The sequence below is a fragment of the Plantactinospora soyae genome, assembly GCF_014874095.1.
Taxonomy (GTDB): Bacteria; Actinomycetota; Actinomycetes; order Mycobacteriales; family Micromonosporaceae; genus Plantactinospora; species Plantactinospora soyae.
In genome coordinates this window covers 6932373-6947361 of record NZ_JADBEB010000001.1, presented here as the reverse complement: position 1 = coordinate 6947361, position 14989 = coordinate 6932373, and the positions used below count along the sequence as shown (strand labels likewise).

Below are 14989 nucleotides of genomic sequence, written 5' to 3'. Positions count from 1 at the left end.
CCGCTTGGTGGAACTCGGTAGGTGTGAGCCATTTGCGGCATCGCCCGGCCACGACTCCCCTGGCCTAGGCATTGACGTCGATCATGCGGGCCGACAGCCGACAGAGCCCTGGACCTGCCAGAGGCACCGCACGGGCAGGTCCCACGATGTCCGTGCGGTGCCTCGGGTCAGCTGCCGACGTACGCCGCGAGGTGCTCGCCGGTCAGGGTGGAGCGGGCGGCGACGAGGTCGGCGGGTGTGCCCTCGAAGACGATCTGGCCGCCGTCGTGGCCGGCACCGGGACCGAGGTCGATGATCCAGTCGGCGTGTGCCATGACCGCCTGGTGGTGCTCGACGACGATGACCGACTTGCCGGAGTCGACGAGCCGGTCGAGCAGGCCGAGCAGGTGCTCGACGTCGGCGAGGTGGAGGCCGGCGGTCGGTTCGTCGAGGACGTAGACGCCGCCCTTCTCCGCCATGTGGGTGGCCAGCTTGAGCCGCTGCCGCTCGCCGCCGGACAGTGTGGTGAGCGGCTGGCCGAGGCTGAGGTAGCCGAGCCCGACGTCGGCGAGCCGGGCGAGGATGGCGTGTGCGGCCGGGGTGCGCGCTTCGCCGGTGCCGAAGAATTTCTCGGCTTCGGTCACCGACATCGCGAGTACCTCGCTGATGTTGCGGCCGCCGAGGTGGTATTCCAGCACGGCGGCCTGGAACCGCTTGCCCTCGCACTCCTCGCAGGTGGTGGCGACGCCCGCCATCATCCCCAGGTCGGTGTAGATGACGCCGGCGCCGTTGCAGTTGGGGCAGGCGCCCTCGGAGTTGGCGCTGAACAGCGCCGGTTTCACGTCGTTGGTCTTCGCGAACGCCTTGCGGATCGGGTCGAGTAGTCCGGTGTACGTCGCCGGGTTGCTCCGCCGTGAGCCGCGGATCGCGCCCTGGTCGATCGATACGACGCCCTCGCCGGCGGGGATCGACCCGTGTACGAGTGAACTCTTGCCGGAGCCGGCGACGCCGGTGACGACGACCAGGGCCCCGAGTGGGATGTCGACGTCGACGTCGCGCAGGTTGTGCGTCGTCGCACCGCGGATCTCGAGTGTGCCGGTGGGCGTCCGCACCTTCTCCTTGAGGGTGGCCCGGTCGTCGAGATGGCGGCCGGTGATGGTGCCGCTGCTCGGCAGCCCTTCGACGGTTCCTTCGTAGCAGACGGTGCCGCCCGCCGTACCGGCGCCGGGGCCGAGGTCGACGACATGGTCGGCGATGGCGATCGTCTCCGGTTTGTGTTCGACGACGAGCACCGTGTTGCCCTTGTCCCGTAGTCGCAGCAGGAGGTCGTTCATCCGTTGGATGTCGTGGGGGTGCAGGCCGATGGTGGGCTCGTCGAAGACGTAGGTGACGTCGGTGAGCGAGGAGCCGAGGTGGCGGATCATCTTGACGCGTTGCGCCTCGCCGCCCGACAGGGTGCCGGCCGGTCGGTCGAGCGAGAGGTAGCCCAGCCCGATCTCGACGAATGATTCGAGGGTCTTGAGCAGCGTGCTGAGCAGTGGTGCGATCGACGGTTCGTCGAGGTCGCGGACCCAGTCGGCCAGGTCGCTGATTTGCATGGCACAGGCGTCGGCGATGTTGATCCCGCCGATTCGTGAGGAGCGGGCCGCCTCGCTGAGCCGGGTGCCGCCGCATTCGGGGCAGCTGGTGAAGGTGACCGCCCGGTCGACGAACGCCCGGATGTGCGGTTGCATCGCCTCGCGGTCCTTGCTGAGGAACGACTTCTGGATTTTGGGGATCAGGCCTTCGTAGGTGAGGTTGACGCCTTCGACCTTCACCTTGGTCGCCTCCCGGTAGAGGAAGTCGTTCATCTCCTTCTTGGTGAACGTGCGGATCGGCTTGTTCGGGTCGAGGAAGCCGGATTCGGCGTAGGTGCGTACGGTCCACCAGCTGTCGGACTTCCAGCCGGGGATGGTGAAGGCGCCTTCGGCGATCGACTTGTTGTCGTCGTAGAGCTGGGTGAGGTCGATGTCGGAGACGCTGCCCCGGCCTTCGCACCGGGGGCACATGCCGCCGGTGATGTTGAAGTCGCGGCGCTCTTTCACGGTGCGTCCGGCGCGTTCCATGGTGACCGCGCCGGCGCCGCTGATCGAGGCGACGTTGAAGGAGAAGGCCTGGGGTGAGCCGATGTGTGGCTGTCCGAGTCGGCTGAAGGCGATTCGTAGCATGGCGTTGGCGTCGGTGGCGGTGCCGACGGTGGAGCGGGTGTCGGCGCCCATCCGCTGCTGGTCGACGATGATCGCGGTGGTCAGTCCTTCGAGTACGTCGACCTCGGGCCGTGCCAGTGTCGGCATGAAGCCCTGGAGGAAGGCGCTGTAGGTCTCGTTGATCATCCGTTGGGATTCGGCGGCGATCGTGCCGAAGACCAGTGAGCTCTTGCCCGAGCCGGAGACGCCGGTGAAGACCGTGAGTCGACGTTTGGGGATTTCGACGCTGACGTCCTTGAGGTTGTTCACGCGGGCGCCGTGTACGCGGATCAGGTCGTGGCTGTCGGCGGCGTGTGGCGCGGGCGCCTGCGTGTCCGTCCTCGTGGCCTTGCTCATCGTGTCTCCATCTGCTCGGGCGGGGGCGTTGTCGCGGTCCCCCGGCGTCGTCTGGTTCGCCGCCTGCCGGTGGCGGGGTAGGCGCGCTCGGCGGTCCGGGGGGTGTTGCCGTCGGGTCGGTGGTTTGTCCGGGGTGGCCGGACGGCTCAGCGCAGTTCCTGGATGCGGATGAGGTTGCCCGCGGGGTCGCGGACGGCGCAGTCGCGGATGCCGTACGGCTGTTCGGTCGGTTCCTGGACGACCTCGGCGATGCTGGCCTGTAGCCGTTCGAAGGTGCTGTCCAGGTCGGCGGTGGCCAGGAGGATGCCACCGTAGGTGCCCTTGGCCATCATCTCGACGATGGTGCGGCGTTCGTCGTCGGTGATGCCGGGGTCGGCGGCGGGCGGGTGCAGCACGATGGAGGTGCCGGGCTGGTCGGCGGGGCCGACCGTGATCCAGCGCATTCCTTCGTATCCGACGTCGCCTCGGACCTCGAAGCCGAGGGTGTCGCGGTAGAAGGCCAGGGCGGCCTCGGGGTCGTCGTGTGGGAGGAAGCTGGCGTGGATGGTGACGTTCATGGTGCTCAGGCTAGTTCTGGCTCCGGAACGCGGGCTTCTCGATTCCTGACCGGTCTGGTCACCTGTTTGGCGAGGCAGGACGGGATTCCGGCTGTCGCGAGCGCCGCGTCGCGCCGGTAGGTGCTGGGGGGTACGCCGACCAGTTCGGTGAAGCGGGTGCTGAAGGTGCCCAGTGAGGAGCAGCCGACCGTGAAGCAGACTTCGGTGACGCTGAGGTCGCCGCGGCGGAGCAGGGCCATCGCGCGTTCGATGCGTCGGGTCATCAGGTAGGCGTACGGTGACTCGCCGTAGGCGCGCCGGAACTCGCGGCTGAGGTGTCCGGCGGACATGTTGACGCCGCGGGCGAGTGCCTCGACGTCCAGTGGCTGGGCGTGTTCCCGGTCGATCCGGTCGCGGACGCGGCGTAGCCGGGCGAGGTCGCGCAGCTGGTGCGTGGCGGCGGATGTGCTGGTCACCTGCGGAATCGTGCCACGTGGTGTCGGCGTTGACCAGTGCGTCGGGGTGTTTCGGGGGTTCCTGTCCGGCCTGCCCGATCTCTCACTAGCTAAATTTGGCTACTCCGGTGATACGCTGCCGAGCAGGTAGCCAAATTTAGCTAGTGAGGAGACCGTTTCGATGTCGACAGTGACGCCGTACGTGATGGTGGACAGCGCCAACGCCTTCGGGGAGTTCATCAAGAGCGCCTTCGGGGCCGAGGTGTCCCACGTCGTTCCCCTGCCCACGGATCCCGAACGGGTGATGCACGCGCAGGCGCGGATCGGCACCAGCGTGCTGTTCTTCGCCGATTCGGGACCCGACGGCGGCCGGTGCCTGAGTTCACCGGCCGAGCCGGTGCACGTCCAGCTCTGGACCACCGTGCCCGACGCCGAAGCGGCCTACCAGCGGGCGGTTGCCGCCGGTGCCCGGTCGGCGATGGAGGTCACCGGCCAGGACGACGGCAGCCGGATGGGCGGCTTCGTCGACCCGTTCGGCACACTGTGGTGGGTCAGCACCCCCGGCTGACGATCGGTTCGAAGGGACGAGGACGCACATGTCGGCGGTTCGACTTCTCGTGCTCGGTGCGGTGCGCCGGCGTGGCCGGGCACACGGCTACCAGGTCCGCGCCGATCTGGAGGCCTGGGGGGCGCACGAGTGGTCGAGCGCCACCTCGGGCTCGGTCTACCACGCGCTCAAGGCGATGACCGGGCAGGGTCTGCTGCTGGTGCACGAGACCACGCCGAGCGCGGCGGGCGGACCGCCGCGGATGGAGTACGAGGTGACCGGGGAGGGCGAGCAGGCGTACCTCGGTATGTTGCGTGACGCGCTGTCCAGCCGCGATCCGCGGTTGGACCTGCTCGCCGCCGCGGTGGGCCTGATCGACGATCTCCCCCGGTCCGAGGCGGTCGAGCTGCTCCGGCGGCGTGCCCGGGCGATGGACGAGTGGCGGGCGAGCATCGCCACCCAACTGCCGCCGGACACCGATCTGCAGACCTGGGGTCCGGTCGGCGAGGTCGTCGGGTTGTGGCTGCACACCGCCGAGAGCCGGGCGGAGTGGACCCACCGGCTGATCGGCCGGCTGGACAGCGGTGCGTTCCGGATGGCCGGCGAGGACTGAGGCAGGTCGGTACGGCACGGTCCGGGCCTGCCCCACGGCGAGTGCGGCCGGGGCGGCCCGGTCCGGGAAGCCGTCGGGGCCGACGGAGGCGTCCCGGGGCCGGGTCGGCTACATGCCGCCGGCGACTTTGAGTACGGTGCCGGTGGTGTACGAGGCGGCGTCGCCGAGCAGCCAGACGATCGCGGCGGCGACCTCGTCGGCCCGGCCTGGACGGCCCAGTGGGATGCGGTCGGCGGCCCGGTGCGCCCGGTCGGGTACGCCGGAGAGGGTGTGGATCTCGGTGTCGATGATGCCGGGCGAGACCCCGTTGACCCGGATCCGGGGCGCCAGTTCCTTGGCCAGGCCAATGGTCAGGGTGTCGGTGGCGGCCTTGACGGCGGCGTAGTGCACGTACTCGCCAGGGCTGCCGAGGGTGGCCGCGACCGAGGAGACGTTGACGATGGCGCCGCCGTCGCCGAGGCGGCGGGCGGCCTGCTGGGCGCAGAGGACGTAGCCGACGAGGTTGACGTCGACGACCCGGCGCAGGTCGGTCAGGGTCAGGTCGACGAAGGGCCCGATCGGGCTGGTCACCCCGGCGTTGTTCACCAGGCCGGTCAGTTCCCCCAGTTTTCCGGCCGCGTCGAACAGGTGGCCGACCTGGTCGGGGTCGGTGGTGTCGGCGCGTACCGCGATGCCCCGCCGGCCGGCGGCGTGGACGTCACGCAGTACCGTCGCGGCGGCCTCGGCGTCGCTGCGGTAGCAGAACGCCACGTCGTGTCCGGCGGCGGCGAGTTGTCGGACCGTCGCGGCGCCGATTCCACGGCCGCCGCCGGTCACCACCGTCACCGGGGCCACGGTCGCCTCCTCGCCTGGGGCCCGACGGCCCCACCAGGAGGCGATCCTGCCAGGTGGGGTGCGCGGCGGATGGCCTGTTCCGGTGTGGGGGCGCTCACAGCGCTCGTCGACGTCCGGCTCGGGGCGCCGGGTTCGGCACCGGTTCCGAGTTTTCTGATGATCTCGATCCGGTGTGTCCGTCTCGACGTTGTCGGGCCGGCCTGGTAGTAAGTCAGGAATCAAACAGGTGTACGGAAGAGGGATCTGATGGCTGCCGCGCGTACCGCCGACCAGGGGTTGTCCACCGAGGAGTTGCAGCAGATCAGGGACGCGTTGGCGGGCGGCCGCAAGCCGAAGGTGTTGTTCACCGAGGCGGCGGGGCAGATCGCCGGCCAGCTCGGGCAGGTGGTCGAGTTGACCGACCCGGCGGTGTCCGAGGAGTGGGTGGTGGTCCGGTTCGGCCGGGACGAGTTGCCCTTCTCCCCCACCGATCTGGCCGTCGCGCCTCGTGGTGCGACGACGCGGCGGGTCGCGGCCAGGTCGGAGCCGGTGCCGGAGGCGGCGCCGGAGCCAGAATTCAAGATTGTCAGGGAGCCGGTGCCGGCGCCCCGCGAGGAGGCAGTAGTGACCGAAGTGGACACTCCCCCGGCTCCGTCGGTGGACGCCGAGGCCAAGCCGGCGCGTCGGCCGGTGAAGGCGGCGAAGCCGAAGGGACCGGCGGGGCTGACCGTCACCCTGACGTACGCCGAGGGTGAGTGGACGTTGGCGGCGACGCAGGGGACGAAGTCGTTGGCGAAGCCGTACGTGATCAAGCCGGCCGAGGCGCTGAAGATGGTGGGCCTGATCGATGTGCCGGGGGTGCACGAGGCGGTGGAACAGATCATGTCGGTCGAGCGTCGGGAGGCCGAGCAGCAGGCCGAGAAGTTGCGGGCCGAGCTGGCCGAGATAGAGGCGCGGCTGGCCGAGCTGCGCGACGCCGGCTGAGCCCGGTTCCGGATGTGTCTCCACCCGGCGGGGTTCCCGCCGGGTGGGGCCGGTGGTGTGGCACCGCGTTTCCTCGGGTGTGGTCGTACCCCGACGTTGCGCGGCGCGGATGGTCGCGGGGCCCGGTGCGGGTTGGTAGGCTCGGCCCCGGACCGTGACTGGCGCGCTGGGATGGGGTCAACCATCGGGAAGCGGTCCCGTCGAGTGACGTGTGCCGAGCGCCTGGGCCGAATTCTCTTCCTGCCCAGGAGGTCTTGTGGCCAGTCAGGTGTCCGAGCTCAGCTCCGAGTCCGTCGCGTTCCGTTCGGCTCTGGATGTGGTCCGGTCGGTGGAGCCCCGGGTCGCCGACGCGATCGGCGCGGAACTCGTCGACCAGCGTGAGTCGCTGAAGTTGATCGCCTCGGAGAACTACGCCTCGCCCGCGGTGCTGCTGGCGATGGGTAACTGGTTCAGCGACAAGTACGCCGAGGGGACCGTCGGCCGGCGGTTCTACGCCGGTTGCCGCAATGTCGACACGGTGGAGTCGATCGCCGCCGAGCACGCCCGGGAGCTGTTCGGGGCGGCACACGCGTACGTGCAGCCGCACTCGGGGATCGACGCGAACCTGGTCGCGTTCTGGGCCGTACTGGCGGACCGGGTCGAGGTCCCGGCGCTGGGCCGGGCCGGGGTCCGGCAGGTCAACGAGCTGACCGAGCAGGACTGGGCGGTGTTGCGGCGGCAGCTCGGCGACCAGCGGATGCTGGGCATGTCGTTGGACGCGGGTGGGCATCTGACGCACGGGTTCCGGCCGAACATCTCTGGCAAGATGTTCGATCAGCGCAGCTACGGTACGGATCCGACGACCGGGCTACTCGACTACGACGAGGTACGGCGGATCGCCCGGGAGTTCCGGCCGCTGATCCTGATAGCCGGCTATTCGGCGTATCCGCGGCGGGTGAACTTCCGGTTGATGCGGGAGATCGCCGATGAGGTGGGCGCGACGTTCATGGTGGACATGGCGCATTTCGCTGGCCTGGTGGCCGGGAAGGTGTTCACCGGTGACTTCGATCCGGTGCCGCACGCGCACATCGTGACCACGACGACGCACAAGTCGCTGCGTGGCCCGCGCGGCGGGATGGTGTTGTGTGGACCGGAGTTGGCCGCGCAGGTCGATCGGGGCTGCCCGATGGTGCTCGGTGGACCGTTGCCGCACGTGATGGCGGCGAAGGCGGTCGCGTTGGCGGAGGCGCGGCGGCCGGACTTCCAGACGTACGCCGCCCGGGTGGTGGAGAACGCGGTGGCGCTGGCCGAGGGGTTGGCGCGTCGGGGCGCGTCCCTGGTCACCGGCGGTACGGACAACCATATGCTGCTGCTGGACGTGTCGGGCTACGGCCTGACCGGGCGGCAGGCGGAGGCGGCGCTGCTGGACGCCGGCATCGTGACGAACCGGAACTCGGTGCCCCGGGACCCGAACGGCGCCTGGTACACCTCGGGGATCCGGCTCGGTACTCCGGCGCTGACCAGTCGGGGTCTCGGCGTCGCGGAGATGGACGAGGTGGCCGGGCTGGTCCACGCGGTGCTGGCCGGTACCCGGCCCGACGCCGGGCCCGACGGTGCCGCGTCGAAGGCACGGTATCTGCTCGACCGGGCGGTGGCGGACCGGGTCGCGGGTCAGGCGGCCGACCTGCTGGCGAACCATCCGCTGTATCCGACGATCGATCTCGGCTGACGCCCGCCGTCCCCGGCGGTACGACGCGGCTCGCCGTCGTACCGCCGCTCCGGTGTTCCCGCCGGTCCGGTGCTCCTGCAAGTCCGGTGGGAACGGCCGTGGCCCGGATCGGTGTGGCGGTAACCCGTACCGCCTCTCCCGGTGTCTTTAAGGGCGACGAGACCGGGAGGCGGGATGCGAGACTCGCGTGGCGCGGAGTTCGACGACTTCGTCCGTACGAGGTCGGTGACGCTGTTGCGGGTCGCCTACCTGTTGACCGGAGACCGGCACGAGGCGGAGGACCTGCTCCAGGAGGTGCTGGAACAGGTCTACCTGCACTGGCGTCGGGTCAGGACCGTGCCGGAGGCGTACGCCCGGCGGGCTCTGATCAACCGGGCGGCGAGCCGTTGGCGTCGGCGGGCCCGGCGGCCGGAGCGGGCGCTGGGCGACATCGACCCGTCCGCGCCGGACGGTACCGAGAACGTGCTGCTCCGGGAGCTGGTCGTCGCGGCGCTGCGGGTGCTGCCGCACCGGCAGCGGGCGGCGGTCGTGCTCCGTTTCCTGGAGGACCTGTCGGTCGCCGACGTCGCCGCAGCGCTCGACTGTTCCGAGGGCGCGGTGAAGAGCCATACGGCCCGGGGGTTGACGCGGCTGCGTGCCGCGCTGGCCGGGTCGGGTCTCGTCGTGCCTGTCTCCAACGATTCCGGAGGTTCACGATGACGATCAGTGACGGCGATGTGCGGATCGTCCTGCAGCGCGCGACGGATCACCTGGCGGGCCCGCCGAATCTGCTCGACGAGGTACGCCGGGGTGGCCGGCGACGGGTCGTACGGCGGCGCAGCGTCCTGGCCGCCGGCCTGGCGGTGGCCGCGGCGGCGTCGACCGGCGGGATGCTGCGGTACCCCGGTGGCCGGGACCGGGTCGAGTTCGCCTCCCCGCTGTTCGACCAGCCGACCCGGGGCGACCTGGCCGGGAACCAGCTGTACCGGCGGCGACTGCTGGAGGTGTGGCGGCGCCACCTGGAGCGGATCGAGGCTCGGGTGGCGGGTGATCCGCACGTGGTCTGGGCCGGCACCACCCCGGCCGGGGCGACCGCCTACGTCATCGCGCGCAGCGCCGACAACCCGGTGGTGTCGAAGCCGGACGGTGACCGGCTGGTCGGGTACGCGGCGTTCGTGGAGTCGGTCGAGGACCGGTACGAGGTGATGACGGTGGAACAGGTCACCGACGCCGGCATGGACGGCAATTCGCGGGCGGCGCTGCTCGGCGACGGCCACGACGTACTGCTGGTGTTGGACGACGGCCGGCCGGTGGAGTTCTCCCCGGACCTGTCGTTCGGCCCCGACGGGAGGATTCGGCGTACGTTCCGGCCGGTGGTGTTCCGGGACGGGGCCGCGGTGCTGGAGGTGCCGCCGCAGCGGACGAGGGTCACGTTGGCGTTGTCCCGTACCCCGGTCGACCCGTCCAACTTCGTGCACGTCAGCAACACCTCGGAGATCCTGTCGGTGGGTGGCCGGCCGGAGCCGACGCGGATCGTCCACACCATGCCCGGGGCGGGGCCGGCGTGGGGCGACGATCCCGGGGAGGTGGCCGCGCGGCACCTCGGCGAGGCGGAGGCGCTCGCCGAGTTCTACGACCCGATCGGTACCCACCGGGCCGGCACCGGGCCGGAACTGACGGTGTACGGGGTCAGCCCGGACGGCAGGTGTCTGCTGCTGCGGACGATCCAGTACGACGACTATCCGGCCTGGGCGATGGCGATGCTCGGACCGGTCGGGACGCGGCTGCGGGTGGTGGCCAGCGGGATCGTCGACTGGACCGCGACGGTGCCGGTACGGCTGCGGCTGCCGGACGGGCAGGGCACGCTGGTCGCCGCGCCGGGTGCGGCGTTCGGTTACCGGCTGGCCGAGGGGCGGTGGGAAGACGCCGGCCCGGATGTCGCGCTGGTGCCCGCCGCCGCCGTCGACCTGCGGGTGGACTCGCCGAACGGGACCTCCAGCACCGGTCCGCTCGACTGACTGTGCGGTGGGCCGGGCGGGCGGAGTACCGGGGGATGCGGAAGTGCCGCTGCCGACACACCCGGGGGGTGTCGGCAGCGTGGGACACTTCGTCGGGTCGGCGGCGACTACTGGTCGGGTGGCGTCAGTTCGGGCCGGGTGCGGCCGAGGCGTCGGCGAGGCGTTCCCGCGCCTCGACGAGGTCCTCTTCGGTCGGGGCGTCGTCCTGGGTCAGGGTGAGCCGCCAGTAGCCGGTGAAGTCGACCGACCGTCGGGGCAGCCGGCGCTCGCCGACGAGGTGCCGGCGGAGGGCGCGTACGGTGCCGGACTCGGCACCGAGCCAGGCGAAGACGGATCCGGGTGGGAAGTCCGCGCCGCGTACGGCGTCGGTCAGCAGGGTGCCGTGTCCGGCGGGGTGGTCGCCACGGTGCAGCCAGCGCAGGGTGACCTCGCCCCGGGTGTCGAACCGTTGTTCCTCGGACCGGTCGCGGACCTCGACGAAGGCGAGTGCGCGGGTGCCCTCGGGCAGCGCCTCGATGATGGTGCCGAGCGCGGGAAGTGCCGCCTCGTCGGCGGCCAGCAGGATCCAGTCGGTGCCGGTGAGCGGGACGGGGCGGGCGAAGACCGGTGACGGGCCGAACATCGCGAGGGTGTCGCCCGGGGTGGCGTGCAGCGCCCAGCGGGTGGCCGGTCCGGCGTTGTGGTGCAGGGCGAAGTCGATGTCGATCAGCGTCCCCTGCGGATGGTGGGCCCGGATGGTGTAGCTGCGGGTCCATGGTCGTTCGGGTTCGGGGATCGCGGTGAACGACTCGTACCAGCGGTAGAGGTCCGGCCCGGGCTCGGGCATTCGGGGCCGGGACTGACCGGGCCGGGGGAAATAGAGTTTGACCTGTTGGTCGGGCCCGTCGAGGTGGAGGTCGGCCAGGTCGTCGCCGGTGAAGCTGACCCGGGCCATGTGCGGCGTGATCCGCTGTACGTCGGCGACCCGGATGTGCCGGATCGGTAGCTGCGTCATCGAGCCCTCCGAAGGGTGCGAGCAAGGTAGTTGGTCGATGCCCTCTGCGGGGCTGCCAGGTTCAATTGTTTCATTGAACCGCCCGTTGAGACTCTGGCATGATCATCTACCGGTGGTGGCGTGCTTCCTGGGTAGCAGGCCTCAATGCGCGTCAACCGTCGGAGGGCTGGGTGTCGCCGTCAGCCCGGGATGTTGGCGACGCCGATCCGCTTGCGGAACACCCAGTAGGTCCAGCCCTGGTAGGCGAGCACGAGCGGGGCGAAGACCACCGCCACCCAGGTCATGACCTTGAGGGAGTAGGCGCCGGCGGCGGCGTTGGCAACGGTCAGTGTGCCGGCCGGATCGGTGGTGGAGGGCAGCACGTTCGGGAACAGGGCGGCGAACAGGGTCGCCACGGTCAGCCCGATCGCGGCGGCGGTGCCGACGAAGGCCCAGCCCTCCCGGCGTACCCGGGTGGCGGCCAGGGCGCCGACCAGCGCGACGGCGGCACCGGCGGCGAGTCCGACGGCGGCCGGGGTGTGCCGGATCGTCAGGCTGACCGCCAGGAAGGTGCCGGCGAGCAGGGCGGTGGCCAGCGCGGCACGGGCGGCGAGCCGGCCGGCGCGGTGCCGGACCTCCCCGGTGGTCTTCAGGGCGAGGAAGACCGCGCCGTGGGTGACGAAGAGCGCGGCGGTGGTCGCGCCACCGAGCAGGGCGTACGGGCTGAGCAGGTCGAGCAGGCCGCCGGCGTAGTCGTGGTCGGCGGCGAGCGGTACCCCGCGCAGGAGGTTGGCCAGGACGATCCCCCACAGCACGGCGGGGAGCAGGGAGCCGAGGAAGATCGCGGTGTCCCAGCGGGCCTTCCAGGCGGCGTCGGCGCGCTTGTGCCGGTATTCGAAGGCGACGCCCCGGAAGATCAGTGCGAGGAGGACCAGCAGCAGCGGCAGGTAGAAGCCGGAGAAGAGGGTGGCGTACCAGCCGGGGAAGGCGGCGAAGAGCCCTCCCGCGGCGGTGATCAGCCACACCTCGTTGCCGTCCCAGACCGGGCCGATGGTGTTGATCAGTACGCGTCGTTCCCGGTCGTCACGGCCGAGTACGGGCAGCAGGATGCCGACGCCGAAATCGAAGCCCTCCAGGATGAAGTAGCCGGTGAAGAGCGCGGCGATGAGCAGGAACCAGACGGTGGGCAGGTCCACGGTGGACTCCGGTCGGGTCGGTCGGGCGGGGTCGGCGTCGGCGTAGGGGTTCAGTAGGCGAACGCGAGCGGTCTGTTCTCGTCGTCGGTGCCCGGGTCGGGCTCCGGGGCCGGCTCGACGTCGGGCAGGTTGGCCTTGGCGTAGCGCAGCAGCAGCCGGACCTCGACGACGGCAAGGGTGGCGTAGACGAGGGTGAAGGCGGTGAACGAGGTGAGTACCTCGGGCAGGGAGACGCTGCGGGACACGCCGTCCCGGGTGAGCATCTCGCCGAAGACGACCCAGGGCTGCCGACCCATCTCGGTGAAGATCCAGCCGAAGCAGTTGGCGGCCAGCGGCAGGATCGGCATGACCAGGCCGGCCCGGAACAGCCAGCGCGAGGTCGGGGTACGGCCCCGGCGCTGGGCCCAGAGCACCCAGAGCGCGATCGCGGCGGCGGCCAGTCCCAGGCCGATCATGAACCGGAAGCTCCAGTAGGTGACCGGGATGATCGGGGTGTAGCCGCCGGGGCCGTACTGGCTGACGTACTGGGCCTGGAGGTCGTTGATCCCGCGTACCTGGCCGTTCGGGTCGCCGGTACCCAGGATGGAGAGCAGGTAGGGGATCTTGATCGCGAACAGTTCGCGGCTGCCGTCGAGGCTGCCGACGGTGAGCACGGAGAACGACGCGGGCGACTCGGTGGTGTAGAGCGCCTCGGCGGCGGCCATCTTCATCGGCTGCACCTGCGTCATGATCTTGCCTTGCTGGTCCCCACTGATCACGACGGCGACCGCGGCGGCGAGGGTGACCCACGCGCCGAACCGGGCGGCGAACCGGAACGCGGCCCGGTCCTCCCCCGCCCTGGTGGCCTCCGGACTGGTGGTCTTCGCGGCCGGGGTGCCGGCGGGGCGTCGCAGGTGCCAGAGCGCGACCGAGACCATCAGCGCGCCGGCGACCAGGAAACAGCCGGCCAGGGTGTGCGGGAAGGTGACCAGGGTGACCTTGTTGGTGAGTACCGCGACGATGTCGGTGAGTTCGGCGCGGCCGGTGTCGGGGTTGATCCGGTAGCCGACCGGGTTCTGCATCCACGAGTTCGCGGCCAGGATGAAGTACGCGCTCAGGGTCGAGCCGAGCGCGGCGGCCCAGATGGTGGCCAGGTGTACGCGCCGGGGCAACCGGTCCCAGCCGAAGATCCACAGTCCGATGAAGGTGGATTCGAGGAAGAACGCGAGGAGGGCCTCGATCGCCAGCGGGGCGCCGAAGACGTCGCCGACGAACCGGGAGTAGTCGCTCCAGTTCATCCCGAACTGGAACTCCTGCACGATGCCGGTGACGACGCCCATCGCGAAGTTGATCAGGAACAGCTTGCCGTAGAACTTGGTCAGCCGCAGGTAGCGCGGATCTCCGGTGCGGTGCCAGCGGGTCTGCAGGACGGCGACGAGCACCGAGAGGCCGATGGTCAGCGGCACGAAGAGGAAGTGGTAGACGGTGGTGACACCGAACTGCCATCGGGCGACGTCGAGCGCGTCCACGCGAACCCCCAGATGTTTACTACGCGACGTAGTAAATACTACCCGCCGTCGTAGATGACGTCGCTGGGAGGTCGGTCACGTCCGGCACGCGCCGAATGGAGCGACGCCTGGGACAGGTACACCCGCCGCGCCACGGGCGGCCACGGCGGATCCCGGGCCGCCGGGACGACCGAGGTGCGCGGGCGGGTGGGGCGCCGGTGTCCGGGTACGACGCCCCGGCGTACAGGACGGCCCGCGACGTGCGACGATCAACCGCTGATGGACACCACCACCGCCACCGACCCGTGGCGCGCCCCCCGCCTCTGGCTGTTCCTCCAGGTCGTCGCCCGGGGCGTCGTCGGACTGGTCGCCCGGCTCCGGGTCACCGGCGACGTGCCGGACGGACTGCGGCACGGGCCGCTGATCCTGGCCGCCAACCACATCAACCCGTTCGACCCGGTCGTGCTGACCGCCGCCTGCCGGGTACGCCGGATCGCACCCCGGATCATGGCGACCGGCGGGGTGTTCCGGGCGCCGATCTTCGGCGCCGCCATGCGACACAGCGGACACATCCGGGTCGACCGGCGTACCCCGACCGTCGGCCTGGCCCTCGAACACGCGGCGGCGGCGGTCGCCCGGGGATCCGTCGTCCTGGTCTATCCGGAGGGGCGGATGGGGCTCGACCCCGGCATGTGGCCCGAGCGCGGAAAGACCGGAACCGCCCGGCTCGCCTTCGCCAGCGGTGCCACCGTCGTACCGGTGGCGCAGTGGGGGGCACACGAGATACTGCCGTACGTCGCGCCCCGTGGAGTGCTGCGGGCACTCGGCCGGGCACTGGTACGCCGACCGGTGATCCGGGTGCACTTCGGCCCACCGGTCGACCTCGGCGGAATCGACCCGCTCGGGCCGGGCGCCGCCGCCCGGGCCACCGAGGCGATCGTCGACGCGCTCACCGACGCACTCGTGCCGCTGCGCCCCGACGAGCCGGACCTTCCCCGGTACGTCGATCCGACCCGTCCCACCGAGACCCGACGCCAGCACCGGCGCAGCCGTCCGAACGGCTCCTGAACCCGATCTGGCGTACGGCGGGCTCAGGGGGCGGCGGCTCAGGGCGTCCAG

14 protein-coding genes and 1 riboswitch are annotated in these 14989 nt (G+C 70.8%); of the genes, 7 read left to right on the top strand and 7 right to left on the bottom strand.

Translation table 11 applies throughout. The features are described from left to right. Positions 1-167: 167 nt before the first annotated feature. From H4W31_RS30365 to H4W31_RS30355, 3 genes are all read right to left on the bottom strand, one after another. Entirely contained in the window at positions 168-2561 is a 2394-nt protein-coding gene (locus tag H4W31_RS30365; protein WP_192769762.1) for an ATP-binding cassette domain-containing protein, read from the bottom strand. 146 nt (positions 2562-2707) lie between these two features. Beyond that, on the bottom strand, positions 2708-3118 hold the full coding sequence (locus tag H4W31_RS30360) for a VOC family protein (RefSeq protein WP_192769761.1): 411 nt from the start codon (positions 3116-3118) through the stop codon (positions 2708-2710). A 5-nt stretch (positions 3119-3123) separates the two neighbouring features. Next, complete coding sequence (locus H4W31_RS30355; protein ID WP_192769760.1) at positions 3124-3573, bottom strand: helix-turn-helix transcriptional regulator; 450 nt, start codon at positions 3571-3573, stop codon at positions 3124-3126. Positions 3574-3733: 160 nt separating this feature from the next. Between H4W31_RS30355 and H4W31_RS30350 the strand changes: the two genes are divergently transcribed. Both H4W31_RS30350 and H4W31_RS30345 read left to right on the top strand, forming a co-directional pair. After that, the gene (locus H4W31_RS30350) at positions 3734-4120 is read left to right on the top strand and encodes a VOC family protein (protein ID WP_192769759.1); all 387 of its coding nucleotides are present in this window, start codon (positions 3734-3736) and stop codon (positions 4118-4120) included. A 28-nt stretch (positions 4121-4148) separates the two neighbouring features. Continuing rightward, on the top strand, positions 4149-4712 hold the full coding sequence (locus H4W31_RS30345) for a PadR family transcriptional regulator (protein WP_192769758.1): 564 nt from the start codon (positions 4149-4151) through the stop codon (positions 4710-4712). Positions 4713-4820: 108 nt separating this feature from the next. Here the strand turns inward: H4W31_RS30345 and H4W31_RS30340 are convergent, their stop codons facing one another. Continuing rightward, positions 4821-5546, bottom strand: coding sequence for an SDR family oxidoreductase (locus tag H4W31_RS30340; protein ID WP_192769757.1), 726 nt, complete (start codon positions 5544-5546; stop codon positions 4821-4823). 246 nt (positions 5547-5792) lie between these two features. Here H4W31_RS30340 and H4W31_RS30335 point away from each other — a divergent pair, with 246 nt between their 5' ends. The 4 genes from H4W31_RS30335 to H4W31_RS30320 all read left to right on the top strand — a co-directional run bounded on the left by H4W31_RS30335 (position 5793) and on the right by H4W31_RS30320 (position 10214). Then, positions 5793-6509: a hypothetical protein gene (locus tag H4W31_RS30335; RefSeq protein ID WP_192769756.1), complete on the top strand. Its 717-nt coding sequence runs from the start codon at positions 5793-5795 to the stop codon at positions 6507-6509. Between the two features lie 144 nt (positions 6510-6653). After that, a riboswitch (ZMP/ZTP riboswitch) is annotated at positions 6654-6744 on the top strand. A 21-nt stretch (positions 6745-6765) separates the two neighbouring features. After that, positions 6766-8217 (top strand): glycine hydroxymethyltransferase, encoded by a 1452-nt coding sequence (locus H4W31_RS30330; RefSeq protein ID WP_404825632.1) that lies wholly within the window; start codon positions 6766-6768, stop codon positions 8215-8217. 174 nt (positions 8218-8391) lie between these two features. After that, entirely contained in the window at positions 8392-8916 is a 525-nt protein-coding gene (locus H4W31_RS30325) for a SigE family RNA polymerase sigma factor (RefSeq protein WP_192769755.1), read from the top strand. Continuing rightward, entirely contained in the window at positions 8913-10214 is a 1302-nt protein-coding gene (locus tag H4W31_RS30320) for a hypothetical protein (protein WP_192769754.1), read from the top strand. Before H4W31_RS30325 ends, H4W31_RS30320 begins: the two co-directional genes overlap by 4 nt. 124 nt (positions 10215-10338) lie before the next feature. On the opposite strand, the gene H4W31_RS30315 is transcribed toward H4W31_RS30320, so the two are convergent. From H4W31_RS30315 to H4W31_RS30305, 3 genes are all read right to left on the bottom strand, one after another. Beyond that, positions 10339-11208 (bottom strand): siderophore-interacting protein, encoded by an 870-nt coding sequence (locus tag H4W31_RS30315; protein WP_192769753.1) that lies wholly within the window; start codon positions 11206-11208, stop codon positions 10339-10341. Between the two features lie 179 nt (positions 11209-11387). After that, complete coding sequence (gene cydB / locus H4W31_RS30310) at positions 11388-12383, bottom strand: cytochrome d ubiquinol oxidase subunit II (protein ID WP_192769752.1); 996 nt, start codon at positions 12381-12383, stop codon at positions 11388-11390. Between the two features lie 50 nt (positions 12384-12433). After that, positions 12434-13891: a cytochrome ubiquinol oxidase subunit I gene (locus tag H4W31_RS30305; RefSeq protein ID WP_192769751.1), complete on the bottom strand. Its 1458-nt coding sequence runs from the start codon at positions 13889-13891 to the stop codon at positions 12434-12436. Between the two features lie 258 nt (positions 13892-14149). On the opposite strand from H4W31_RS30305, the gene H4W31_RS30300 reads away from it, so the two are divergent. Then, positions 14150-14938 carry a lysophospholipid acyltransferase family protein gene (locus tag H4W31_RS30300; RefSeq protein ID WP_192769750.1) on the top strand — a complete coding sequence of 263 codons (789 nt, stop codon included), beginning with the start codon at positions 14150-14152 and terminating at the stop codon, positions 14936-14938. Positions 14939-14989: the final 51 nt, after the last annotated feature.